Below are 23548 nucleotides of genomic sequence, written 5' to 3' on the forward strand. Positions count from 1 at the left end.
GTTCAATCAAAAAGCCCTGAGCTCTTGTAATACGAAAGAGACTGCAGGGCTTTTTTGTGCGCTTTGAGGTGTCAGTGGATTAAATTTTTTGATCTAATTTAAAGTCTAACTGCACTTGCTGATTAAGTTGCGCAACGGCTTTGCCCGCATCAAATTTCGGTTTGTATTTCCAATTCTGTACCGCTGATAACGCTGCCTTATCGAAAACGCGCTTAGGGTTCGCATCTAATACCCGCACATTACTCACGGTGCCATCGGCCGTAATATCAAACCCCACAACGACATAACCTTCTTTACCACTTTGCGCCGCATCTATGGGATAACGAGGCGACACTTGCACAACTGGTAAGGCTTCAGCTGTCATCGCAGATTGCGTATACAGGGTGGTTTGCGTTGGCATTTCAGGCATGAATGTCTCAGGGGTAAAAGCTAAAGACTCGCTGGTTTCACCGGGGACACTCACACGCTCCCGTGCAGGAATGGGCTTGGGTGGTTCGGGTTTCGTTTTTTCTTTTGGTGGTATCGGCGTGCGTTCTGTCATCAGTATATTGATTTGCGGCGCATCCGAGGCTTGTCCTGTGACAGTTTGTGGTTTGTTGATGAGCTGCGCCATAAAGACGAACAGCCCTAAGGTGATTAAAGCGCTAGCTAAGATAAGACCAGTGCGGCTAACGAGTGCGTTTTGGCTCATATTGCTTCCTTACAGTGAGTTAATGGCCTTTTATCAATATCACTCTTTACTGAATTTTTGAAATATTTATTTACAATTTAACTAAGATTGCGCCTTTAGCGTTAAGGGTTCAGCTCCGCTTTCGCTTAACGTCAGCCTGCGTAGCGCTTTGTCGATCTCGGAGCAGGATAGAATCGAGTGTGATTAAATTAAGTTAAATCGAGAGGTAAACCTTAAGTCTGATGAGCGCCATGCTTTGTTGCCGAAGTACCGCACATTACTGATATTTAATGTATCTCGGTGAGCGAGGCGATAACTTGTGTTCTATATTTTGATCATTCATATAGAAGGAGCATAAAAATGGATTCAGCTGCGTTACTCAATCGAGTGGATGAATTACCCAGGTTACCCAAGGCGATCAGTGAGCTATTAGACGCAGTCAATGACGACAATGCGACAGTAAAAAGTATTGCCACTAAGGTTGCACACGATCCCTTAATCAGCGCTAGAGTATTACGCCTTGCCAACTGTGCCCACTACGGACGCAGTCGAGAGGTGGGCACGATCGACGAAGCCGTGGTGCGTCTTGGGATGCAAACCCTGCGTACCTTAGTGCTTGCATCGGCTGTAATTGGCGCTGTTCCTAAGTGTGAAGGAATCGACTTAGCCCAATTTTGGGGACAAACCTTTGAGATTGCCCTTTATAGCCAAGAAATGGCGAAACGTTGTGGTGTTATGCCTGAAGAAGCATTTACCTGCGGTATCTTGCATCGAATTGGCGACTTACTCATTGCGGCCGTGTCACCTGAAGATGCGGCGAAAATAGCTGAAGCTGTTGCTCAGGGTAAAGATAAGCATGAGTTTGAACGTGAGTTGCTTGGATATGACTCACCCGATATTGGCGCACTGCTGGCTAAAAATTGGAAATTCACCACAGCGCTGGTAGAAGGTATTTTATATCAAGATCACCCTAAGGATTCGGACCCATTTTCAAAACTTGCCGCATTATTATGCCTATCTTACAAAGTGTTGGATGAGTGGGACACGATTGAGGATGATGAGAAAACCAGTTGGTTATCTCAGTTAGCCACAAAGAAAGGATTAAGGATGGAGATGGGGGGATTGCGGACTAAGTTGACTGAGTTACGCGGCTCAGGGTTCGAAATCGGTAGAGCCTTAGCTTAGGGTTTAGGTGAGTTGGGTTTAAGTCAATCGCGCGGCAGGACAAATCATTTTTAGTCAAAGGCGATATCAATAGAGTCTTGAGACTATAGCGTGAATGTGAAACGAGATAGCGTTTTGCATTCACGCTTTTTTATGCGACGGATTAATCAATTGTTACCTTGATTTAACCGTGGAATTACTGAGGCGCTTGATCAGTATGTCGATTGGCGGCGATGGCAAGATTGCGCATTTGAATTAACTCGCTGTGTTTGAGGTACAGCAAATCAGCGGTACGGCGAATGATTTGGTCTTCATATTGGGATAACTGCCCATCGGCATAGGCCAGTTGCCACATGGCGAGCAATAATTGCTGCTTTTGCGCTAGGCTAAATTCGGCGTTAATCGCTGAGGTAAATTCAAACAGTGAGGTCGCGCTACCTTGCACACTTTTAGCTTCAGTAATCAGTGTTTTAGCGTCAGCTTCTGGCATTGATAGCGTTTCTGTCAGTAGCTTAGGCAATAAGGCTTCCTCCTCAGCCGTTAAGGTATCATCGGCAAACACCACTTCAAGTAACATGCTCGCTGCGGCGAGTTTAAGTTGATGCGCCTTGTCTTCAGGTGAGACTGCTTGCGTATGTGCTTCAAAGAATCGTCTTAACTTCGCAATCATATTTGGCGGTTCTCATGTTGGGGGGAATATAAGGTAGAGTCGATTGAGGGGCGAAAGTTCACCCTAAGCACTGAGTTGCTTAGGGTGAGATAAAACGGGATTACAGTAGCGAGTTCAGACCTTTCATCAGTAAGTCAGAGGTGCCTTCAGTGCCATTGGTTTCTAAGTAAGACTTAGCAATGTTGATCATTGGCATCGCCAGATCTTTAGAAATACCCAATTTTTCAAAGGCGTCTAACACCATAGCACTGCCTTGCAGTGATGAGCCTAAATTACCCGCCTTGGATAACAAGCCAGAAACGCCTGATGTTGAGTCCAATTTAGGTGCTGCCGCTAACAAGCTATCGGCATTAGGAATGCTGGCAGCCAGTTTTGAGTAGTCGGTTGTCCCTAGGCTTGATTGCGCTAAGCCTAATAAACTGCCTAAGCCACCTTCGGCTTGAGTTTGGTTTAAACCCAATTGTGACATGACGTTGCCAACCAAATCATTTGACTGAGTCGCTGTCGCCGTCGTGGCCGCTTTTTCCGTTTTGGCTTGAGTTCCGGCCAAGTTATCTAACCATCCTGCACTGGCTGGCGCCGCTAAAATACAAGTGCCGAGGAAGATCGAGAGGGTAAGAGTGTGTTTCATATGGAAGCGTCCTTTGATGGTTTGCGCACGTGTTCGCAGAACAGTTTAGCGGGTTTGCAACTTTTGTTGCAGTAGTTTTCTGTGATTTACGATTCACACTGGTGATTTCTGCTGTGCATTGCAACGGGATTTTCGGTATCCTTAGCGGCAATTCTAAGTGTTAATTCATTTCAATTATTTGGAAAGTCGCATGTCACTGTCCGCAATTTTGTCAGAAGCCTATAACTTCTTCCGTAATCATCTGGCGCAACTCGCTATGCTGACGATTCCATTACTTTTGATCCAAGTGGGGATCCAGTTGTGGCTTGGCGTAGAGATGAGTAAAGTCGATCTTGAAAATCCACAGTTTGGCGCACCACACATGGTCGCCATGATGCTGTTACTGCTCACCTTTTCGGTATTAATCGCCGCGTTGACGCTGTTTTTAGAGCTGCGTTCTCAAGGGCATAGTCCTTCTGCCGGCATGGTGCTGAAGGCCAGTTTACCTTTCGTTCCACCACTATTATTAGCTGGGGTGTTTTCTGGTTTAGCGATTTTAGCGCCAGTGATGCTGTTTGCTGCCTTTGGTCCTGTGTGGCTGGTGGGGTTGGTTATTAGCTTTTATCTCTTCGCCCGTTTGGCCTATGTGAACTTTATGGTCGTGGTTGAGCGTTTAACACCGCTGGAAGCCATCAAGGGCAGTTTTAGCTTTAGTGGCCCTATCGTGTTGAAAACTATTGCACTATTAATGCTCTATTTGCCTCTTTCTGTGGTGGGTAACTTGCTGTCAGGTGCCGCCGCTATGGGCGGATTGCCGCTGCAAATGCTATCGGATACCTTTATGTCTTTCATTGGTTTATTCGTTAACGTGGCTTTGTTCCGCTTATATATGGTGTCGAAAAAACCAAGCGTCGAGTAATGTAAACTCAATTCAGCCTGCAGGGAATCACTCATGGGGACGAAAACAGTCATTAAGGATAGTGAGTTTATCCAAGATTTTTCGGCTTCCTTGAGTGATGACTATCTCAAAGCGAAAAGCTATGTGCAGGATGTGCCGACTCAGTCGCTACTGCACATTCGCAGCTTTACCCACAAGCTTACTGAGTTACTGGGACAAGATAAGCAAATCGCGTTCTCGAGTCCGAATCTATACGATAGGATCGAGCAACTAAATCAGCAGCGCGTTATCGATGTTAAGACGACTCGCGCGCTGCATCGATTGCGGGCCGACGGTAACCGCGGCGCCCATCCAGAAAAATATCACCTGACCCAAGCGCAATTGCTCGCGCTGGCGCAAAAATCTATTAAAGATGTTTTGGCGCTAGTCGAACACTTGTATCCCAAGGTTAAAGGCCAAGTCGCACCTGATTATCGTTATGAAGCATCTGATACTCTGACGGCGAAGGATTTATGCTACCGCGCTGTGATGGAAGATGACGCCGAAGCTCAGTATCTAGTGGGAATATCCTTTAAGACCAAGGCCCTGATACTGAAAGAGCAAGAGCTGCAACAAGATCAAGAGTTTGTCACTTCAGCTGAAGCTACTGCTAATCCAGAACCTTCTGGCGTTTTACCTCTTACTTCCCACATCAGCGCCGCTGACAGTTTTGCCCGTGCCGCCTATTGGTTTGCCCTTGCGGCGCCTAAGCATATGGAAGCCTTACATGAGCACGGTGTGGCCTTGATCCACGGTTATCAAGGTGTGCCAGAGGTGGCGAAAGGTGAGCAACTTATTGCGACGGCGGCCGAGGCTGGGGTCGTCAATGCGATGGCGTTATTGGGATATTTTTATCTTGTCGGCAGTGAGTCGTTTCGACCCGATAGTCAGTTGGCACTGCAATACTTACAACGCGCCGCAGAGGGTGAGCAAACCGAAGCAATGGCAAATTTAGGTGTGCTGTATTATCAGCAAAAAAATCTCGCCCAAGCCTATCATTTTATAAGCAAAGCCGCACAAGCGGGTTATCCCCACGCTCAGTATCATTTGGCATTAATGCTCGCCAATGGTGACGGTTGTACTCGAGATATGATTGCCAGCGAGTATTGGATGGCAGAAGCTGCCGAGCAAGGACAACTCGATGCCATGCTGACGCGGGCACAGCATATGCTTAATGATGATAATGCCTTTGGTAGTGACTTGACTCAGGCTGAGGATTATCTGCGCCAAGTGATTAAATATGGCCACAGTGTGCCCGCGATGATCGAGCTGAGTATGGCGCTGGCCGACGGTATCTTAGGGCGAGTTGATGTTGTGGGAGCCGCCGCTTTGCTGAAGCTGGCGCGACAAAATGCCAATAAAAAAGAGGCTGATATTATCGAGCCTCTTTGGCGTTCTCTTGCATTACAGATTGAAAATGTACTTAAAGTCACTCAAGATCCCGCGGAAATTCATAGCCTTAATCGCGCACAGACATTACTCGCTTAAGGGGAGTATGCTATCGCTGCTAGTGTTCATCCTCTTTATGCTCAAAAGTTCGCCCTTGATAGCGCGTTGCATTCGTTTCCCTAACAATTGTCTCTGAACCATAAACTTGGCTCTGTGGCTCTTCTGCAGCATGGGCATGTTGCTTGGCGTTTGCCTGTGCTTGATTAAATTTAGCCAACTGACGTGCCATGTAAAAACGGCTAAACAGGACTAAACAACCGAGCGCAATAGCGCCAAATAAAAGCACGAAGGGCAATAAAAATAGCGATAAACAGATCAGACTAACGCTAAGCGCCATGGCTAACCAAGCCCGTGGGCCAGAAATTCGGGTCTGCAGCGGGCTCTGTTGGAACTGGTGATAAATCATAAGAACTCCTCGATAGGCAGTGGACATTTAGTGTGCAATAGCGAGTGTGTCTAGGTCACGTTAATCTTGATTAATTTACTTTATTTTACCTCTGAGGCTATTGAGCTGTTACGTATCATCTTGAGATGTGATCTCGAGGTCGCCCATGTTGTTCATCGAATAACAGTCGGTTAATTATATGTTTTAACAAGAATCTTTTTGATGTAAATCTGAGCAACTTCTTTGCGAACTGTACAGAGTATGAGAAAATTCAGTTCAGATTAAGCTGCAGTTTTAACTCAGTTAGCCGCCTTATTACATTGGATGTAAATGTTTGTTCAACTCGCTCAGACACCCTCTTATTTCACTGCTTTGTTAATAAATTAGACGCCAACATGAACTCATATTCGCTCAAGCAAAAAATTCTGTTCTCCGTCGTGGTAGCCCTTTCACTCGTGATTGGTTTGTTGTCATGGCAAAGTTATTCCAGCCAAAAGTCCCAGCTGTTACAAAACAGCCTAGAACAAGTGCAACGCTTAGGTGAGCAGCAGGCAGAGCGTATTCAAGAATGGTTGGCTGGCCGCCAAGATATTATGGGGGCACTGGCGAGTAAAGTTGAGGGTGATAGCCTAAATACATTACAACAAGCACAAGCGTCTGGCCGTTTCCAGTTAACTTATTTTGGGAGCCAAGCGGGGCAAATGCTGGATTCTGATCCGAGTATAGACCGAACGGGCTATGATCCCCGTAGCCGCCCTTGGTATCAACAAGCCATCAGTGAGCGCGGTCTTATTTTGACAAAACCATACGTGGATGTGGCTTATAACATTCTGGTTGTGACTATGGCGCAGCCTACCGCGCAAGGTGTTGTCGGTGGTGACTTATCTATCGCAAGCCTAGTGGACGGTGTTAATCGGATGAAGTTACCGGCCAACGGTTATGCCATCATGATGCACAAAGACGGCACGGTTATCGCTTATAAAGATCAAGCTAAGACGATGAAACCTATAGGTGATATCGACAATGAGCTGAATCGTAACTTGCCTGAACAGAGTCGTGCATCTGGCACTCTGTTACCTATGTACTTTGAAAATGAAGGACGCGACAAGTTAGTTTGGAGCGTTGATATTCCTAATACAGATTGGGAATTAGTGTTAGTGCTTGATAAGGAAACGCTAGAAGCGCCACTCACGAGCCTGTTACTCACCCAACTGGGGCTATCGGCACTTGTATTGCTCTTGAGTGTGTTAGCGATTTCTTGGTTAGTTGGCATGTTACTGGGCCCGTTGAGCCGAGTATCGCAGGCACTGGCACGTATCGCCGATGGTAACGGTGATTTAACTCAGCGTATTTCTGTCGATACTCAAGATGAAGTGGGCGTACTTGCCGACAGCTTTAACCGTTTTGTCGGTAGTCAACATCAGTTGATCAGCCATATCCGTCAGTTAGCGAATGAATTAGATGCTGATGCTGAACGTAGTCTTACCACCACGCAAACCTCGGTGGCTGAACTGCAACGTCAGCAACAGGAAGTGGCTATGGTCGCGACCGCAGTCACAGAAATGGCGAGTGCGACCAATGAGATTGCGGCCAATGCTGAAAACACAGCGACGGCGGCTCAACAATCTGCAGCGAGCAGTTTACAGGGTAAAGAGTTAGTCAATAAAACCCGTAACTCGATTAATTCGTTGGCCGATGAAGTCACTCAAGCGACCGATGTCATTGGGGATTTGAGCCGTCATGCTCAATCAATTTCAAGCATTCTAGCGACGATTCAAGGGATTGCAGAGCAAACCAACTTATTAGCGCTTAACGCGGCTATTGAAGCGGCTCGTGCTGGTGAACAGGGCCGTGGCTTTGCCGTGGTCGCCGATGAAGTGCGTGTACTGTCACGCCGTACTCAGGATTCGACCCAAGAAGTGCATACCACGATTGAAACACTGCAACGTACGACCGCTAGAGCCGTCAGCTTAATGGAAAGCAGCCAAGCATTAGCGGGTCACAGTGTTGACGATGCGAATGCGGCGGCAAAAGCCCTTGAAGAGATTACACAAGCGGTCAACGTGATTTCAGATATGGCAGGCCAAATTGCGACTGCAGCGGAAGAGCAGACTCAAGTGACGGGTGAAATCACTCAAAATACGGTTGCGATTAAAGATGTGACCGATGAGATTACCGCCTCGGCCATGGCTGATTTGGCACAGGCGCGAGACTTAAAAGCCCGCGCTAACGATCTTAATGCACAGGTCGCGACCTTTATTCTATAGCCTAAGCTTAAAATAGTGAATGGTGTAGTTTTATATAAAAGTGTCATGTAATAAAATGACACTTTATTTTTATAGCTAGATATTTTTATAAGTAATCAATATTGCTAATTGAATTTAATTCTTAACAATAAGCATTAATATGCGATTTTTTAAATTTCATGCAATCTATAGTGCATATTTAAATCTGGATAAATTTTAATTTCTATTAAACAGGATGCCAGTGCTCAGACGTGTACGTTGATTTTCCTTGGCTTTTATTATGAATTTGTTTATTTTTACGAACAGGAGTGAGTTCATTCGCTGTCATTTTGACGTATCTAAGTAAACTAAGCGCTACTGGAAGCAGTTATTTTTCTGGTCGGCATAATTATCCTGTTTTTATTTGTGAAATATATTATGAAATCATATTCATTAAGGCAGAAAATCCTTTCATCTGTAATTCTTGCTCTTTCAGCAGTTATTTTACTGTTATCTTGGCAAAGTTATACAAGTCAGAAGAAAGTACTGTTAGACGTAAACTTAGAACAGGCTCAACGTCTTGGAGACCAGCAAGCGTTACTGATTGGTGAGTGGCTTGCAAGTCGCCAGCAAATTGTTAAAGGAATCAGTGGGCAGTTGAATAATGACATTGTGCAAGCAATGAAACAGGCTAAACAATCGGGAGGATTTGAATCGACATATTTTGGTGAGTCTAACGGTAATATGAGAGACTCAGAGCCAGCAACTGACTATACAAATTATGATCCTCGTACACGACCTTGGTATCAAGAGGCTACGCGAACCGGTGGGAGTGTATTAACTCGACCTTATCTCGATACTGCTTTTAACATTCTAGTTGTGACTTTGGCTGAGCCTGTTGCTGGTGGAGTTATTGCAGGAGACTTGTCGATTAGTAATCTCATCGAAGAAGTTAATCGGATGAAGTTACCGGCTAATGGTTATGCAGTCATGATGCACAAAGATGGCACGGTTATCGCTTATAAAGATCCGGCAAAGACGATGAAACCAGTAGGTGATATCGACAACGAACTGAATAACAGCTTACCGGAATTAAGCCGTAAAGCTGGTGCTTTGTTACCTATGTATTTTGAAAATGAAGCCCGTGACAAACTAGTCTGGGGCGTAGATATCCCCAATACAGATTGGAAATTGGTGCTAGTGCTTGATAAGGAAACGCTAGAAGCGCCGCTGTCGAGCCTGTTATTTACTCAGTTTGGGCTATCTGCACTCGTGTTGATTTTAAGTGTATTTGCCATTTCTTGGTTAGTAAGTGTCCTACTTGGTCCGTTGAGCCGAGTATCGCAGGCACTGGCGCGTATTGCCGATGGTAATGGTGATTTAACTCAACGTATTTCTGTCGACACTCAAGATGAAGTGGGCGTGCTTGCCGACAGCTTTAACCGCTTTGTGGGCAGTCAACATCAGCTGATCAGCCATATCCGTCAGTTAGCGAATGAGTTAGATGCCGATGCTGAACGTAGTCTTGCCACCACGCAAACTTCAGTTGCCGAGTTACAACGTCAGCAGCAAGAAGTCGCTATGGTCGCGACTGCGGTAACTGAAATGGCGAGTGCGACTAATGAGATCGCAGCCAATGCTGAGAACACGGCAACGGCGGCTCAACAGTCTGCAGCGAGCAGTTTACAGGGCAAAGAGTTAGTGAATAAAACTCGTAACTCGATTAATTCACTCGCCGATGAAGTGACTCAAGCAACGGATGTTATTGGCGATTTAAGTCGTCACGCTAAGTCTATCTCGAGTATTCTGGCGACAATTCAAGGGATTGCTGAGCAAACTAACCTGTTGGCGCTTAACGCAGCCATTGAAGCGGCTCGTGCTGGCGAGCAAGGCCGTGGTTTTGCGGTCGTTGCCGATGAAGTTCGAGTATTATCGCGCCGCACACAAGATTCGACTCAGGAAGTACATACCACGATTGAAACGCTACAACGCACTACCGCTCGAGCAGTCAGCTTGATGGAAAGCAGCCAAGCCTTAGCGGGTCATAGCGTAGAAGATGCCAATGCGGCGGCGAAAGCCCTTGAAGAAATTACGCAAGCGGTCAACGTGATTTCAGATATGGCAGGCCAAATTGCTACCGCAGCGGAAGAACAGACTCAAGTGACGGGTGAAATAACCCAGAATACGGTTGCGATTAAAGATGTGACTGATGAGATTACCGCATCGGCCATGGCAGATTTGGCACAGGCGAGGGGCTTAAAAGCTCGCGCTAATGACCTGAATGCGCAAGTCGCGACATTTATTCTGTAAACGCTATTCTTAATTGTTTGTCTCGATATTAGCCCGATAAAGCCTTTACTTTGTCGGGCTTTTTACTGGCCGTTTTGTCGTGTTAAAGCATTTCTGTGGGATTGAATAACTTAGCCACACTTTGACAAATCGTTTCTCTAATCCATTTATGCCCCTGATCTTCATCATTTCTTTGATGCCATAACAATACATAGGCCATGGGCATAAATTCGAAGGGTAAGGGCAGTAGTTTAAGCGGATAGAGCTGGCAGGCGTGCCGTGCAAAGCTCGAAGGCAGAGTGAAAATTAAATCGCTGTGGGCGCACACACTGGCGGCACCATAAAAATCGGGTACTGTTGTACTGATCCGGCGTCGATGGCCGAGATCGGCAAGAAAGTAATCCAACGCCCACCAATCGCTGCCTTCACAGCGAACCTGCACATGGGCCATGTCGAGGTAGAGTGGGAGAGCCCATTGGTCTGAAGCCAGCGCAGCCATCAATGGGTGATCTTCACGTACTAAACACACTTGTTGATCGGTAAATAGTGTTTGATAGGCAATCCCTTCAGGTAGGCGATCCACCTGAAAATCGGACAATGGATGCAAGTCCCGCCCTGAAATACCAAAGTCAATTTGCCCTTGTTGTAAATCCTGCATCGACTTTTCGGTCCAGACATAGGAGTCAAGTTTGACATTGGGCGCCGTGGTCAACATAGGGCCAATAAAATATGGGATTAAGGTTTCATAGGCGCTTTCCACCATGGCAAAGGAGAATTGTCGATTGCTACTGGCGGGATTGAAGGTCGGAGGCTGAGTGAGTTGATACAAGTCTTGCAAAATATTCGGCAGTTTTTGTCCCAGAATGAGGGCATGTGCCGTGGGTTTTAAGCCGTGGGCTGTACGCTGAAATAGCGGATCATCTAAGGTTTCTCTGAGCCGATTTAAGCTTTTGCTGAGGGCAGACTGGCTTATATGTAATCGGCTTGCGGCGCGAGTCACGCTTTGCTCTTCTAGCAGAACTTTGAGTATGACCAGCAAGTTAAGATCGATTCTGGCTAAGTTGTCGATATTCACAGATATTCCTCAGAGGAAATTTACTTTGGAAATTATACCATTTCTGTTCATACCTTGAGTTAATTAAAATAGCGCCCACTGAAATACCTTTTCCTGATCAACTGAGATTATTTATGCGGCGCAATCTATTACCTATCCTGATGTCTATGGTGCTTCTTAGCCCATTAGCCATCGATATTTACTTACCTTCAATGCCGACTATGGCGGCAGAATTCGCCGTATCTGCCAGTGATGTGCAATCCACGATCGTATTATTTTTATTCGCTATGGGTTTAGGTCAAGTGTTGATTGGGCCATTAGCCGACCGTTATGGTCGCCGTCCCGTGGCTATTTTCGGGGTGTTACTCTACTGTGCGAGTAGCCTTTTAGCAGCTGCAGCTGTCGAATTTCATTGGTTACAGATTGCCCGTTTGCTGCAAGGTTTGGCTGCCTGTTCGACTTCTATTGTGGTGTTCAGCGCCGTACGTGACTGCTACGATCAAAAGGAAGGCGCTAAGATTTACAGTTACTTAAATGGCGCCATTTGCGTTATTCCCGCATTAGCACCGACCTTAGGCGGCTTATTAGCAATGCAATTTGGTTGGCGCTCAACCTTCGTCTTCATGACGTTATATGCCATGTTGATGATGCTTGTTGTCGGTTATCGCTTACCTGAGACTCGACCTGCCAATACGGTCACCACTGGCCCACTTTACCGTTGGGGTCGATATAAGCCTGTACTCGGTAACGCTCATTTTTTGTTTTATGCCTTTGCTTGTATGTCAGCGATGGCCGCGATTTTGTGTTACGTGTCGTATGCGCCAGTATGGTTGATTGGGCATTTAGGGCTTTCTGAGCTCATGTTTAGTGGTCTATTCGGTTTCAATGCCGTGTTTAATATCGTGGCCTGTTTTACTGCACCCCTGATCATTCGCAAACTCGGTAATCGTCCTACAACGATTTTGGCCCTGTCCATACTCGTTTTGTCTGCAGCACTCACTGTGGCGGGTCAGCAATTCGGTCCGAGTACTGGAATGATGGCAGCGTTTGCCTTTATGTTGCCTATGTTGATGTTAGGGGTTGGGTTTTCCTTCTTACTCGGTCCAGCGACCAGTATGGCTCTGTCGGCCTTTGGTGAACGAGCTGGAACTGCCGCGGCTATGTTAGGTTTTATTCAGATGAGCGGTGCGTCCGTGCTTGCTGGACTCGTACAACAAACGAGTTTAACCGCACCTTATGCAGTGGCCTTAGTGATGGGCGTATTTCCTCTCGGTTTATTATTGATGATGGCGCTGAGTCGATTTGACCACTGGCATCAAGAGCAGTTAGCTGGCGAGCATTAGTTCGCAGCACAGGTTAATTACAAAGTCGTTAATCATAGAGTACACCCTTTACCCACAGTTTGTTTGACCGCGAACTGTGGGTATTTTTTATTGTGCCTTGTACCTCTTTATCCTTTGGTATACTCGTAAAATAACTTACTCAAACAGGGGGAAAGCTTGTCCCGCCACTATTGTGCTATTTGTCGTTATCCCCTGAATGCTTGCCTGTGTGCGAGTGTTCAGCCTATCTCTCCAATGACTCAGTTGGTGGTTTTACAGCACCCGAGTGAAGTCGAACATAAAAAAAATAGTGTGCGGGTATTGAGTCTTGTGGTCGCTGAAACGCAAGTTTATGTGGGCGAAAACGAGGCCGACTTCAATGGTTTGCGGGAATATTTAGCGGCATGTAATAAGCCGATTTATCTCGTCTATCCCTCTGAGCAAAGTGTGAGTGTTGAACAGCAGCCTATCAACCCTGGTTGTGTATTGCTCTTACTCGATGGTACTTGGCGTAAGGCATTTAAGATGTTGCAGCTGAATCCTTGGTTAACCCAGTATCCAGCGGTGCATATGGCTGAAGGTTATGAGTCGCGTTATCGGATCCGTAAGTCGAGTCGTAGCGACAGTTTATCGACCTTAGAAGCTTGCGCTTATATGCTAAGCGCTCTTGATCCAGCACTGGATGTTCAGCCATTAATGGCGGCATTTGATGCTATGGTTGAGCTGCGAATTAAGGCGATGCCGAGCACTGTGCAGGCTCGTTATCAGAACTCAAACAAACCTAACTGCGAGACTAAGTGAATGTTTTGACATTATTTAGACTTAGAGGTTTTAGGTCTGAATTAATGCCTTTAAGTTATTGAGTTTTGATACTGCGTACGAATTAAATTAGTCAAAATCTTATTCAGATCACGCTAACTTAGTGTGAAATACGGTTTAATAATAAGGATTCATTTGCGCAGCAAATGATGAGATAGCTTTGCCAGCCAATTGCTTTGCAGGGGAGTGATTCCATTGTTAATCACCATTAGTTGATGGCGTGCTGGCAGGGCTATCGAGCTTTAGCTATATGTTTTTGTTAATCATAGTGAGAGTGCTTTGCCAGTCAATAATTGGCTTTGCAGGGGAGTGATTCCATTGTTAATCACAATTAGTTAATGGCGTGCTGGCAGGGCTATCGAGCTTTAGCTATATGTTTTTGTTAATCATAGTGAGAGTGCTTTGCCAGTCAATAATTGGCTTTGCAGGGGAGTAATTCCATTGTTAATCACAATTAGTTGATGGCGTGCTGGCAGGGCTATCGAGTTTTAAGCTATATGTTTTTCCGCAAGAATACTTCTGTAACGCCTCTGTTTCTTCTCTCATTCTAATCAAACTCTTCCTAGAAAACAGTTGCATAGGTGTTCATTGTTCGGTGCGAATGTTGAGAGTGCTTTGCCAGTCCATAACTGGCTTTGCAGGGGAGTAATTCTATTGTTAATCACCATTAGTTGATGGCGTGCTGGCAGGGCTATCGAGCCTTAAGCTATATGTTTTTCCGCAAGAAAGGTTTGGGTGAAGTTATCGACTGAACTCGGATAACCAAAAAGAAATCCTTGGGCAAAACCTTGGCCCATGTCTGTCATTATGTCCCTTTGTTGTTGAGTCTCTATACCTTCGGCGACGAAGTGAATATCGAGTGCCTGTGCGAGTTGCACTATGGCATTGCAGAGCTTTTGTCCTGAAACTTCGTTTAAGCGCAAGGCAAACTCGGCATCAATTTTTACACTGTCTATGGGCAAAGTGCCTAAACGACTGAGTGAAGATAACCCAGTACCAAAATCATCTATGGCAATGCTGACACCTAGGGCTTTTATGCGGTTGAGTGTGAGTCGTGCTTGCTCAGGTTGGCGTAAAAGTGCCGATTCGGTGATTTCTAAAATCAGTGCTTCAGCAGGTAAATTAGCCATGTCCAAGGCGTTAAGTACTTGGTCGATAAAGTCTAAGTGTTCCAATTGCAGTGGTGACACATTGACTGAAATTCTAAAGTCCGCCTGATTATGTGCCCGCCATAGTGCCGCTTGCACACAAGCTTGTTCTAATACCCATTGACCAATACTGACAATTAACCCTGTTTCTTCCAGCAATGGTACAAAGTCGGCAGCGTCATAATACTCGGTAGGTGATTTTTGCCAGCGCAGTAATGCTTCGGCTGCAATCGTTTGATTTGTGTGTAAATCCACTATGGCCTGATAGGCGAGAGTGAACTGTTTTAAGCTGTGAGCATGTCTTAGACTATTGATTAACTGCAGCTTTAACTCTGCAGCCTGGCTCATAGCCTTATCGTAAAATACGAGGTGCGGTAAGCTCTTTTTAGCACAGTACATAGCCGTATCTGCAAGACTTATCAGTTGTCCCGCCTTATCACTGTGGGTCGGAAATAGTGCAATGCCGATACTTGTGCCTAAGAAAAACTTTTGTCCTTCAATTTCAAAGGGGCTCTCAAATAAGCTGAGTATCTGTTCTGCAAACAGTTGGATTTCATCCTTGCAGCTACAGTCTTGCAGCACTAAGGTAAACTCATCTCCGCCCATCCTGGCTATGTCTGCTTTTTCGATACAACCGGCTTCGAGTCTGGCTGCGACGAGTTGTAATACTCTATCGCCCATGGAGTGGCCGAAGCTGTCATTGATATTTTTAAACCCATTGAGATCTAAAAACATTAGCGCACCGAGGGCGAGGGGATCGGTTTTAAGTTTTTCGAGGGCAGTATTGAGGATCTGCTTAAGGTGGAATCGGTTAGGCAATCCAGTCAAGGTATCGTACATAGCACGGGTCGTCAGCTGAGTTTCGAGCAGCTTTTTCGTGCTAATATCACTGAAAATATTCACATTATAGTGAGCGCCATCTTCGGTAATGATTTTACGGCTACTCTGCCAAGCAGGGAAATTGCTACCATCTGAACGTTTCTTCCAGGTTTCACCCTGCCAAAAGCCCCTTTGCTTCAGTGCAGTTTGGCATTCGGTTTCTGCCCCTAAATGATGGCTTTTCAACTCTAAAAATTCAGGGGTTTTACTGATAAGCTGCTCGGCGCTATAACCGCAAATACGGCACATAGCTTTATTAACGGCCAAAATCTGATCATCGGAGTCTGTGATATACACAGCTTCGGCACTTTCCTCGAGCGTCGTCGACAAAATCTCTTTAGGAATATGGGCAAAGCCATCGGTAATAATTTCGCGCATTTGATTACGGCGATTGAGCGCTTGAAATTCCACGAGCACAACGGGCTGTTGCTGCAGATAGCAGCGATAAAGGTTTACTCGAGTTGGCAGTTCATTGCCGAGTTGACTCAAGTGTAGCCAGTTGAATTCAACATTATTTCCTGCAATGGCTTCGAGGATCATTTCCCTCGCATATTCAACACTGTTGCGGCCGGATGATTGAATTCTCGGAGAAAAGTCATAGGGAGTCGCATTCACAAAGGCGTCATACTCAGTCTCAAAATAACCGAGTGTCGCTTGGTTGGCGCTAATAAAGCTGAAGCCTTGAATTAAGGCTAGGGGAGTTTTGTGGGGATGTGCTTGCCAGAGCGACAGCTTTTCTTGCAGTACTGGATCATCCGTACTGAGTTTCTTAAGTAAGTGTTGCCATCTGATCATTTAGGATACTCCCTTGTGACACATATAAGGTCACATCCTATTTTTTAGGTCTTCGTTGATACGAAGTTGCCCAATAGTACATCATTCCAATGGGGTTAAAAATAAACCTAATTGTTGTTTCACTCAAATAGAAACTCAAAAAGTGTAGTTTAAGACTTGTATTTAAGCATATTTTTTAAGAACACCTGCTGAATATTCCAAGCTTAGGCAGATTTTATGCTATGTTTTGCGCATCTTGTGCGAGTTGGCTGTTATCGTTCATCCATCCGATGACCAAATAAAGGAGGCCGGAAATGGCGCATTTATCTAAAGTGCTAATCTCTAAAATGTTGATGTCGTTAATACTGATTTCTAGTGTTTATTTTGCTGTAGCCAATGCCGCCGAGTCCCCTAAGCCAAAATTAACCCTAGAGCAAAGAGCCGATAAGGCCCGCATAGACTCCCAGCGATTAGAGCAGGCCCAATTAGAAAAGGCGCGCCAAGCGGCGAAAGAGACGGCAGAGCGAGAAGATAAAATCAAACAGCAGTCCCAAACCAATGATTGGGAGGCTCAGCAAAAACTCAAGGCACAGAAACAGTTCGACGAAAGAGAAAGTCGCGAGCAAAAATATTTACGGGAAGCAAAAGAAGCCGCAGCAAAAGAGCGTAAAATCCCTAAGCCTTAATTAGAGCATCGACACAGTCGATTTCAGCTAGGCAGTGCGAGCATTATTTGTTGGCATTGCGACTATTCTCATTACTATGCACCTTACTATCCCTAGGAATTGTTGTTGAATATCTGCCCCTTATGCCATGGCACTGAATTACTCGCTTATCATCAAGATAAAAAGCGCGACTACCATCAATGCCAAACCTGCCAACTGGTGAGCGTGCCTCCTGAGTTTTATCTCTCGGCCGAGGCAGAAAAAGCCGAGTACGATAAGCACGAGAATCATGCCGATGACTTTGGCTATCAAACCTTTTTAAACCGCACACTCGAGCCACTACTTAGCCGTGTTAGCACTGCGGCTCAAGGGCTCGATTTTGGCTGCGGCGAAGGCAAGGCATTGAGTTTGATGGCAAAGGCGCGTGGCTATCAAATCGATAATTACGACCTTTATTACGCCAACAATCCTGAAGCCTTGGCTCGCCAATACGATTTTATTACGTTAACAGAAGTCATAGAGCATGTGAGCGATGCCGCAGGTTTGCTTACTCAGCTAGATAGGTTATTAAAATCCAACGGCATTTTGGCGGTCATGACCAAGCGCGTGCAGGATAAAACCGCATTTACCCGCTGGCACTATAAAAACGATCCCACCCACATCAACTTTTATGCCGAAGCGACCTTTGAATGGCTTGCGCATTACTATGGCTGGCGACTCGAAATCATCGATAAAGACGTAGTGTTTTTATATAAAGAGATGCATAAAGTAAATTAATGCAGTCGTAGTTGTTTAACTGAAATCATGTCCTTTGCAGCTAAGGCTATGTGTTGGCGTGATCCGCTAGTCGATAACGCCGACGTATTTCATCCACTAGACGATAGCGGGAACTTCGGGATTTTTCGTGCGGCGCAAATGCAGCGCTGACCTCATCTAGCAGCGTGACTGCCGTTGTCAGTTTGAGCAGCTCGTTATGACTCAGCTCGTCTTTGCTGGTTAAAGCGTTAATTGTGATTATGGCGAGTTCTTTGGCGGCAATATCTTCCGGTAATCCAGATTGAGTACATAAGCCATAGGTGCCCGCTAGGAAATGCTCCCATTCCTGCTGTATATGTTGCTCTAGATTGGTGTCTGGAATCCGCTCGAGGCCGTTGCCTTCTGGGGTGGTTAATTTTTCAATGGCTTCAAGATAGCGCCGCTGAAAGATGGGATAAATGTCTGTGTCTGTATCGAGTTGATGCAGCATAGTTAACCAAGCGCCATAGCCTTTGGCATAGTATTCAATTGCCAGCTGTTCATTATGTGTGCCAAAGACGGAATCGCAAACTATGCTGAGCTGCAGTCGATAGGAGCATGCAGGCATAACGCCTTGATTTTGGTAGTTAATCAACCTAGCTTCTGTCTGCCCTGTCACTTCGAGCAGTTGTTGCCGAGTATAAAAATGGGCGTTCAGATACTCAAGTAGCAGCATATCAGTTGCTCCTTGGTGCCTGAGCACGGTCGAACATGCCATAGTCACGAACAACTTCGGCAACCCGCAGGCGATAATCGGCGAATAATTGTTCGCGTCCTTGAGTTTGTGCCTCGCGGTGATATATCTGTTGTCGCCAAGCCTGTACCGCAGCCTCATTCTCCCAGAATGACAGCGATAATAAGCGTTCGGGATTGACCATACTCTGAAACCGTTCGATTGAAATAAATCCTTCAATGTTACTCAGGCTCGATTTCAGGTCGGCGGCTATCTCTAAATACCTTTCTTGGTAGCCGGTATTCGGCACGACTTCAAAAATAACGACCATCATAGTTTTGTCTCCGCAGCTCTTTGATAGGTCTTGGCTATCGGCTTTAGGAAACTGCGTTTTTCACTCAAAATAAATTCTCCTTGCTTGGCCAACTGAAAATTTGCCTTGCCTGCGGCTTCTGTCTTCAGTTTGTCTCTATAGCGTTCATAGTGGGCCAGACTATCGAAACTAATGAGACCATATGCAGTGTCATTGGTGCCTTCGTGTGGCAGAAAGTAGCCAAGGAGTTCGCCGCCGTAGGCTGGAATAATATCGCCCCAGTTTTCAGCATATTGGGCAAATTGTTCCAATTTGAAGGGGTCTATTTTGTATTCGATAAAACAGGTAATTTTCATAGTGTTTGGCGCCATTGACTTGTGTGCTAGAGGTTTTAGTTGCATTGTAATTACCTGAAAACTTAATGCTTCGATGGTTATCGAACTGTTCCCGAATGAGATTACAAGCATGGAACCTAACATCGCTTTTATTGCCAACTTGATTGGTGACGCCGCCCGCTCACGTATGTTGATTGCTCTTATGGGCGGACAGGCATTGACGGCAACAGAACTGGCTCTTGAAGCAGACATCACGCCACAGACTGCCAGCAGCCATTTAACTAAGTTGGTTGAAGGTGAACTATTGCTCGTGCGTAAGCAGGGGAGGCATAAGTATTTTCAGCTGCAGAGCCGCCAAGTGGCCGAACTGTTGGAAAGTCTGCTCAACATGAGCGCTGCCATTGCGAACCCTAAGGTCATTCATGGACCTGCGGACCCTAGATTGAGACTAGCTCGTGTTTGTTATGACCATCTCGCGGGTGAATTGGGTGTTGCACTTTACGACAGCTTAAGTCGGCAGGATTTGATCGTCCATGAAGGGGGCGAAACAAAAATCACCGCGGCAGGGATGACCTTTTTTGCCAAACGTGGTGTGGATCTCTCGTTGCTGGGCATCACGGATGGAGAAATAGATGGTTTAAGTTATGTGCCGAAAAGTCGTCAATCTCGCCGCCCTTTGTGTAAGTCATGCCTCGATTGGAGCGAACGCCGCAGTCATCTTGCAGGTGTTCTAGGTCAATGGATTCTTAAGGATATTTTGGCTAAAGGCTGGGCAGAGAAAGCCCTCGACACCCGTGCCCTACAATTTTCAAGCCGAGGGTTGAAATCCTTTCGTGCTGACTATGGCATTGCGACAAAATAGACAATTTAATGTTGTCTATTTTACCAATGGTGCTTAGCATCTTGGCCTTGTTTAATAGAGCGCCGCCAGTCCGATTTTTCAAGGCATTTATCAATGAAAATTTTTGGCCTGAAGGTTTTATAAAATGTCTTTAGGACGAGATTGAAATACATGATCGTTAAAATTTGTGAATCAGACTTGCTTAGTCTGGTTCATGCACGAAACTCGGCGAATTTTACATTCGCTGTTGGCTAATACGCTTTTGCCCCAAGGCCAGTTTCTCAGTTCAAAAGATAAATAGGGTGAATCATGCTTTGGCTCTAGAAAAGTTAATGTGAAAAGACTACATTCAACCCTAGAAGTTATGTATGTCCCATCTTTTTGTCTCCATCCTTTTGTCATCGATAAGGACGTAGTGTTTTTGCATAAATGCTTGAGTTTAAATTAGTCTGTAATTTTAGAAATAGATTATTTTAAGAAAAAATATATTTAGTGGACTTATAAACTAAACGTTGATCTAGTTTGTTTTTTGTACAAAATGTATTGTCATTTTACATGTTATTAATTAGCTGGTTGATTGTGTGGTTGGCATGTCATTTTTTGGCATGACATGCTGTAATATTGTTAATACTAATAGCGTATTGTGCAACTTGAAACAGCATGGCAAAGTTTCAAATTTAATGTAGTTAATGAGAAATTGTAAATGAGGGTATTAAAGTTTTTTCCAGTTGTTTTTTTAGTTATTCCACTATTTAGTTTTTTATCATATGGTTCCACAGGCTCAAAGATTACAGCATACGCATGTCATAATTGTAGTCATACAGATTTTACTAGTGTAGTGAAAAAAGAGGTTCCTCCAAAGAAATGTAAATTTACAACTCCAAAAGGAGAAGTGCCTCAGGAAGAGGATTGGGTTTGTTATAAGCAAAATAAAACAATGATTGTAGCAAATCCAGTAGAAAGGATTGCAAGCAAGTTTATTGTTTATTCAGCGGATGAGTCTGGTTATATTGAAATAAAGTCACTACCCCTGACACAAGGTGAGAAGAGTGATTTAGACATATTTTATGAAATTGATAATTCATTCCGTCAACTTAGTGAAAACTCAATAGTGGCTTATGCCGGAGAAGATGATAACAGCTACTTAAATAAAAACACTCTATCTGCACAGTTTTCACAAGGCATTGGCTCAAATCAAAATGCACAATGTACTATGTCTCCTTTCCCTACTGATTTTTTTACATCAAAAGATTATAAACAACAGGTGTTTAATGAGCTTGGTGATATAATGAAAAAAAGTTTAGGCGGGCAGACTTGGGCACAGTATATTGAGGGATTTAAGGATACAGATCTCACAGGGCTCACTTTAGGTCTCACAGAAGTTGGTATTAGTTTTAATCACAGTACTGCTAGTAAAATCTTTGTTTATATGATTTACGATGAAAATGATGATCGTGTAATGCCTGATAACAGACTGACCTTTAGTGTTTCATATGGTGGGACGTATTATATAAAAGGGAAAAGAAGTTTAGGTTTTAATTTTGAATTAGAACCAGATCTTTCTTATGCTGGAGGTGTTTCAATTAGAGATCTTTTCACTCCATCAGGTAAAGATAATTCAGTGCGATTTAATGGGGATAAAGTTGATCCATGTTTAGTACAATTTTTTGAGCGAAACAAAACTCAAACGACCACTCAGACATCTCTTTCCAGTGATGAAATATATGGTCATTGGGGAGGGGTTTTAGACGAGGGGGGTGTTCAAATTTGCCGCTTTCAGACATCCATACGTGGCTATGCAGGATACGGATGTGGAACTGAAAAAGAGAAATGTAATCCGCAAGATCTGACGTATGAATATATGGGATTATGTAATTAAGTTTAAATAGTATTTTACCCTGTTAAATCTACCTCGTGCGGAGGTAGATTTTGCAGTAAATGAGGCTGTCAAATACGAAAGTGTAGATGTCATTCTAGATGAACTTACTCAACCCAATAATTAAATCTATTAACAATACTGTGATCTCCGTGTAGTTTAGGTAGCTTATAAAAACAACAATAGGCCATCGCTATGACTGCATCCTCTGTATCACCATCTGCTATTTCAAAATCTGCTATCTCAACATCATCGATCCCAAGATCATTTGGGCTTAACTTTTCTGCAAACAAAGCCATTTTTTCCAAGACATTACTCGCTTCGGCTTTAGCCTTGAGCTTTATGGGCGCGGGTTTGAGTTCGGCGCAAGCGGCGACCAATACTATGCCGGATGCGGCTAAGTTGGCGGCGGGTGTGGAGCAAAAGGTGATCGGCTGGCGTCGTGATTTGCATCAACACCCTGAGTTGTCTAACCGTGAGTTTCGCACCAGCAAGATTATTGAAAAGCATCTGAAATCATTAGGTTTAGAAGTGCAAACGGGTGTTGCACATACGGGCGTGGTGGCCATTTTGAAAGGCGGGAAGCCCGGTCCCTTGATTGCGATTCGGGCGGATATGGATGCTTTACCTGTGACTGAGGTGGTTGACTTACCCTTTGCCTCTAAGGCGACCGACACTTACCGCGTTCAAAAGGTGGGTGTGATGCATGCCTGTGGCCACGATACCCATGTGGCTATGTTGATGGGTGTGGCCGAGAACTTAGTCAAAGTGAAAGATAGCCTCGCGGGGGATGTGATGTTTATCTTCCAACCTGCCGAAGAAGGCGCGCCAGACGGGGAAGAAGGCGGCGCAGAATTAATGCTTAAAGAAGGGCTGTTTGCTAAGCGTAAACCTGACCAAGTGTTTGGTATGCATGTGACCTCGAGCATGCCGAGTGGCATGATTGGTGTGCGCAGTGGTCCGGCGATGGCGAGTGAGGATTCTTTTACCATCAAAGTGAAAGGCCGCCAAACCCACGGTTCGCGCCCTTGGAATGGGGTCGATCCTATTGTCGCTGCGGCGCAAATTATCACTAACGTGCAAACGATCGTCAGCCGTCAGGTGGATATCACTAAAGCCCCTGCCGTAGTGAGCTTTGGTGCGGTTAATGGTGGCATTCGCTCTAACATTATTCCCGATGAAGTCGAGCTGATTGGCACTATTCGCACCTTCGACCAGCCCATGCGCGCCGATATCAAAGTGCGTTTAACTGAAATAGCCGAGCTGTCGGCGAAAACCCTTGGTGCGACCGCGACCACAGAGATCCACCCAGGTTATCCTGTTGTGGTCAATAATCCTGAATTAGTCGCTAGCATGCGCCCTGTGCTTGCCAGTGTGGTGGGCGATAAGATGCTGATTGAGCCTGGGTTAATCACAGGTGCCGAAGATTTTTCTTATTACGCCTTAGAAGCGCCGGGGATGTTTTTCTTCCTCGGGGTAACGCCAAAGGGAACGGACCCTGAAACCGCGGCCAGCAATCATTCTCCGGCTTTTTATGTAGATGAAAGTGCGTTAAAAGTCGGGGTTGAGGCCATGACTAAAGTGGCATTAACGGCGCTTAACGCGCAATAAGCCGCGCAAGTCTTATTCCGTAAGCTCTTCGGTATAACTTGAGC

The 23548-nt window shown here is 45.2% G+C and carries 21 protein-coding genes; 12 read left to right on the forward strand and 9 right to left on the reverse strand.

Going from position 1 to position 23548, the window contains the following annotated elements:
• Positions 1-79 precede the first annotated feature (79 nt).
• The gene (locus AYJ58_RS03790) at positions 80-691 is read right to left on the reverse strand and encodes an energy transducer TonB (protein WP_106649054.1); all 612 of its coding nucleotides are present in this window, start codon (positions 689-691) and stop codon (positions 80-82) included.
• Positions 692-1030: 339 nt separating this feature from the next.
• Between AYJ58_RS03790 and AYJ58_RS03795 the strand changes: the two genes are divergently transcribed.
• Entirely contained in the window at positions 1031-1855 is an 825-nt protein-coding gene (locus AYJ58_RS03795; protein ID WP_106649055.1) for an HDOD domain-containing protein, read from the forward strand.
• 175 nt (positions 1856-2030) lie between these two features.
• On the opposite strand, the gene AYJ58_RS03800 is transcribed toward AYJ58_RS03795, so the two are convergent.
• Positions 2031-2504, reverse strand: a complete 474-nt coding sequence (locus AYJ58_RS03800; protein WP_106649056.1) for a tellurite resistance TerB family protein — start codon at positions 2502-2504, stop codon at positions 2031-2033.
• Positions 2505-2604: 100 nt separating this feature from the next.
• Positions 2605-3135: a DUF2780 domain-containing protein gene (locus tag AYJ58_RS03805; RefSeq protein WP_106649057.1), complete on the reverse strand. Its 531-nt coding sequence runs from the start codon at positions 3133-3135 to the stop codon at positions 2605-2607.
• A 190-nt stretch (positions 3136-3325) separates the two neighbouring features.
• On the opposite strand from AYJ58_RS03805, the gene AYJ58_RS03810 reads away from it, so the two are divergent.
• Together AYJ58_RS03810 and AYJ58_RS03815 are read left to right on the forward strand one after the other, a co-directional pair.
• Positions 3326-4033 (forward strand): hypothetical protein, encoded by a 708-nt coding sequence (locus AYJ58_RS03810; RefSeq protein WP_106649058.1) that lies wholly within the window; start codon positions 3326-3328, stop codon positions 4031-4033.
• A gap of 33 nt (positions 4034-4066) precedes the next feature.
• A complete protein-coding gene (locus AYJ58_RS03815; RefSeq protein WP_106649059.1) occupies positions 4067-5539 on the forward strand; it encodes a DUF4145 domain-containing protein in 1473 nt (490 codons plus the stop codon).
• Positions 5540-5558: 19 nt separating this feature from the next.
• On the opposite strand, the gene AYJ58_RS03820 is transcribed toward AYJ58_RS03815, so the two are convergent.
• Entirely contained in the window at positions 5559-5906 is a 348-nt protein-coding gene (locus AYJ58_RS03820; RefSeq protein ID WP_106649060.1) for a hypothetical protein, read from the reverse strand.
• Between the two features lie 374 nt (positions 5907-6280).
• Here AYJ58_RS03820 and AYJ58_RS03825 point away from each other — a divergent pair, with 374 nt between their 5' ends.
• Together AYJ58_RS03825 and AYJ58_RS03830 are read left to right on the forward strand one after the other, a co-directional pair.
• Entirely contained in the window at positions 6281-8152 is a 1872-nt protein-coding gene (locus tag AYJ58_RS03825) for a methyl-accepting chemotaxis protein (protein WP_106649061.1), read from the forward strand.
• A gap of 396 nt (positions 8153-8548) precedes the next feature.
• Positions 8549-10420, forward strand: coding sequence for a methyl-accepting chemotaxis protein (locus tag AYJ58_RS03830; RefSeq protein WP_106649062.1), 1872 nt, complete (start codon positions 8549-8551; stop codon positions 10418-10420).
• 82 nt (positions 10421-10502) lie between these two features.
• Here AYJ58_RS03830 and AYJ58_RS03835 read toward each other — a convergent pair whose 3' ends face one another.
• A complete protein-coding gene (locus AYJ58_RS03835) occupies positions 10503-11474 on the reverse strand; it encodes a LysR family transcriptional regulator (RefSeq protein ID WP_106649063.1) in 972 nt (323 codons plus the stop codon).
• 113 nt (positions 11475-11587) lie between these two features.
• Here AYJ58_RS03835 and AYJ58_RS03840 point away from each other — a divergent pair, with 113 nt between their 5' ends.
• The gene (locus AYJ58_RS03840) at positions 11588-12796 is read left to right on the forward strand and encodes a multidrug effflux MFS transporter (RefSeq protein WP_106649064.1); all 1209 of its coding nucleotides are present in this window, start codon (positions 11588-11590) and stop codon (positions 12794-12796) included.
• A 156-nt stretch (positions 12797-12952) separates the two neighbouring features.
• Positions 12953-13576: a tRNA-uridine aminocarboxypropyltransferase gene (locus AYJ58_RS03845; RefSeq protein ID WP_106649065.1), complete on the forward strand. Its 624-nt coding sequence runs from the start codon at positions 12953-12955 to the stop codon at positions 13574-13576.
• Positions 13577-14295: 719 nt separating this feature from the next.
• Here AYJ58_RS03845 and AYJ58_RS03850 read toward each other — a convergent pair.
• Positions 14296-16416: a putative bifunctional diguanylate cyclase/phosphodiesterase gene (locus AYJ58_RS03850; protein ID WP_106649066.1), complete on the reverse strand. Its 2121-nt coding sequence runs from the start codon at positions 16414-16416 to the stop codon at positions 14296-14298.
• A 326-nt stretch (positions 16417-16742) separates the two neighbouring features.
• Here AYJ58_RS03850 and AYJ58_RS03855 point away from each other — a divergent pair, with 326 nt between their 5' ends.
• Positions 16743-17081: a hypothetical protein gene (locus AYJ58_RS03855; RefSeq protein ID WP_106651736.1), complete on the forward strand. Its 339-nt coding sequence runs from the start codon at positions 16743-16745 to the stop codon at positions 17079-17081.
• A 105-nt stretch (positions 17082-17186) separates the two neighbouring features.
• On the forward strand, positions 17187-17837 hold the full coding sequence (locus AYJ58_RS03860) for a methyltransferase domain-containing protein (protein WP_106649067.1): 651 nt from the start codon (positions 17187-17189) through the stop codon (positions 17835-17837).
• A gap of 46 nt (positions 17838-17883) precedes the next feature.
• Here the strand turns inward: AYJ58_RS03860 and AYJ58_RS03865 are convergent, their stop codons facing one another.
• Genes AYJ58_RS03865 through AYJ58_RS03875 form a run of 3 tightly spaced genes read right to left on the reverse strand, consistent with a single transcriptional unit; the run spans position 17884 to position 19242 of the window.
• Positions 17884-18531: a DUF6058 family natural product biosynthesis protein gene (locus AYJ58_RS03865; protein ID WP_106649068.1), complete on the reverse strand. Its 648-nt coding sequence runs from the start codon at positions 18529-18531 to the stop codon at positions 17884-17886.
• A 1-nt stretch (position 18532) separates the two neighbouring features.
• Positions 18533-18862 (reverse strand): antibiotic biosynthesis monooxygenase family protein, encoded by a 330-nt coding sequence (locus AYJ58_RS03870; protein ID WP_106649069.1) that lies wholly within the window; start codon positions 18860-18862, stop codon positions 18533-18535.
• Positions 18859-19242 (reverse strand): NIPSNAP family protein, encoded by a 384-nt coding sequence (locus AYJ58_RS03875; RefSeq protein WP_106651737.1) that lies wholly within the window; start codon positions 19240-19242, stop codon positions 18859-18861. The genes AYJ58_RS03870 and AYJ58_RS03875 overlap by 4 nt, the downstream gene beginning before the upstream one ends.
• Before the next feature lie 64 nt (positions 19243-19306).
• Here AYJ58_RS03875 and AYJ58_RS03880 point away from each other — a divergent pair, with 64 nt between their 5' ends.
• From AYJ58_RS03880 to AYJ58_RS03890, 3 genes are all read left to right on the forward strand, one after another.
• On the forward strand, positions 19307-20038 hold the full coding sequence (locus tag AYJ58_RS03880; protein WP_106649070.1) for an ArsR/SmtB family transcription factor: 732 nt from the start codon (positions 19307-19309) through the stop codon (positions 20036-20038).
• Positions 20039-20720: 682 nt separating this feature from the next.
• Positions 20721-21896 (forward strand): hypothetical protein, encoded by a 1176-nt coding sequence (locus AYJ58_RS03885; RefSeq protein WP_106649071.1) that lies wholly within the window; start codon positions 20721-20723, stop codon positions 21894-21896.
• Positions 21897-22088: 192 nt separating this feature from the next.
• The gene (locus AYJ58_RS03890) at positions 22089-23504 is read left to right on the forward strand and encodes an amidohydrolase (RefSeq protein WP_106649072.1); all 1416 of its coding nucleotides are present in this window, start codon (positions 22089-22091) and stop codon (positions 23502-23504) included.
• Positions 23505-23548: the final 44 nt, after the last annotated feature.

It is taken from the genome of Shewanella sp. Pdp11 (genome assembly GCF_002838165.1).
Lineage (GTDB): Bacteria > Pseudomonadota > Gammaproteobacteria > Enterobacterales > Shewanellaceae > Shewanella > Shewanella hafniensis.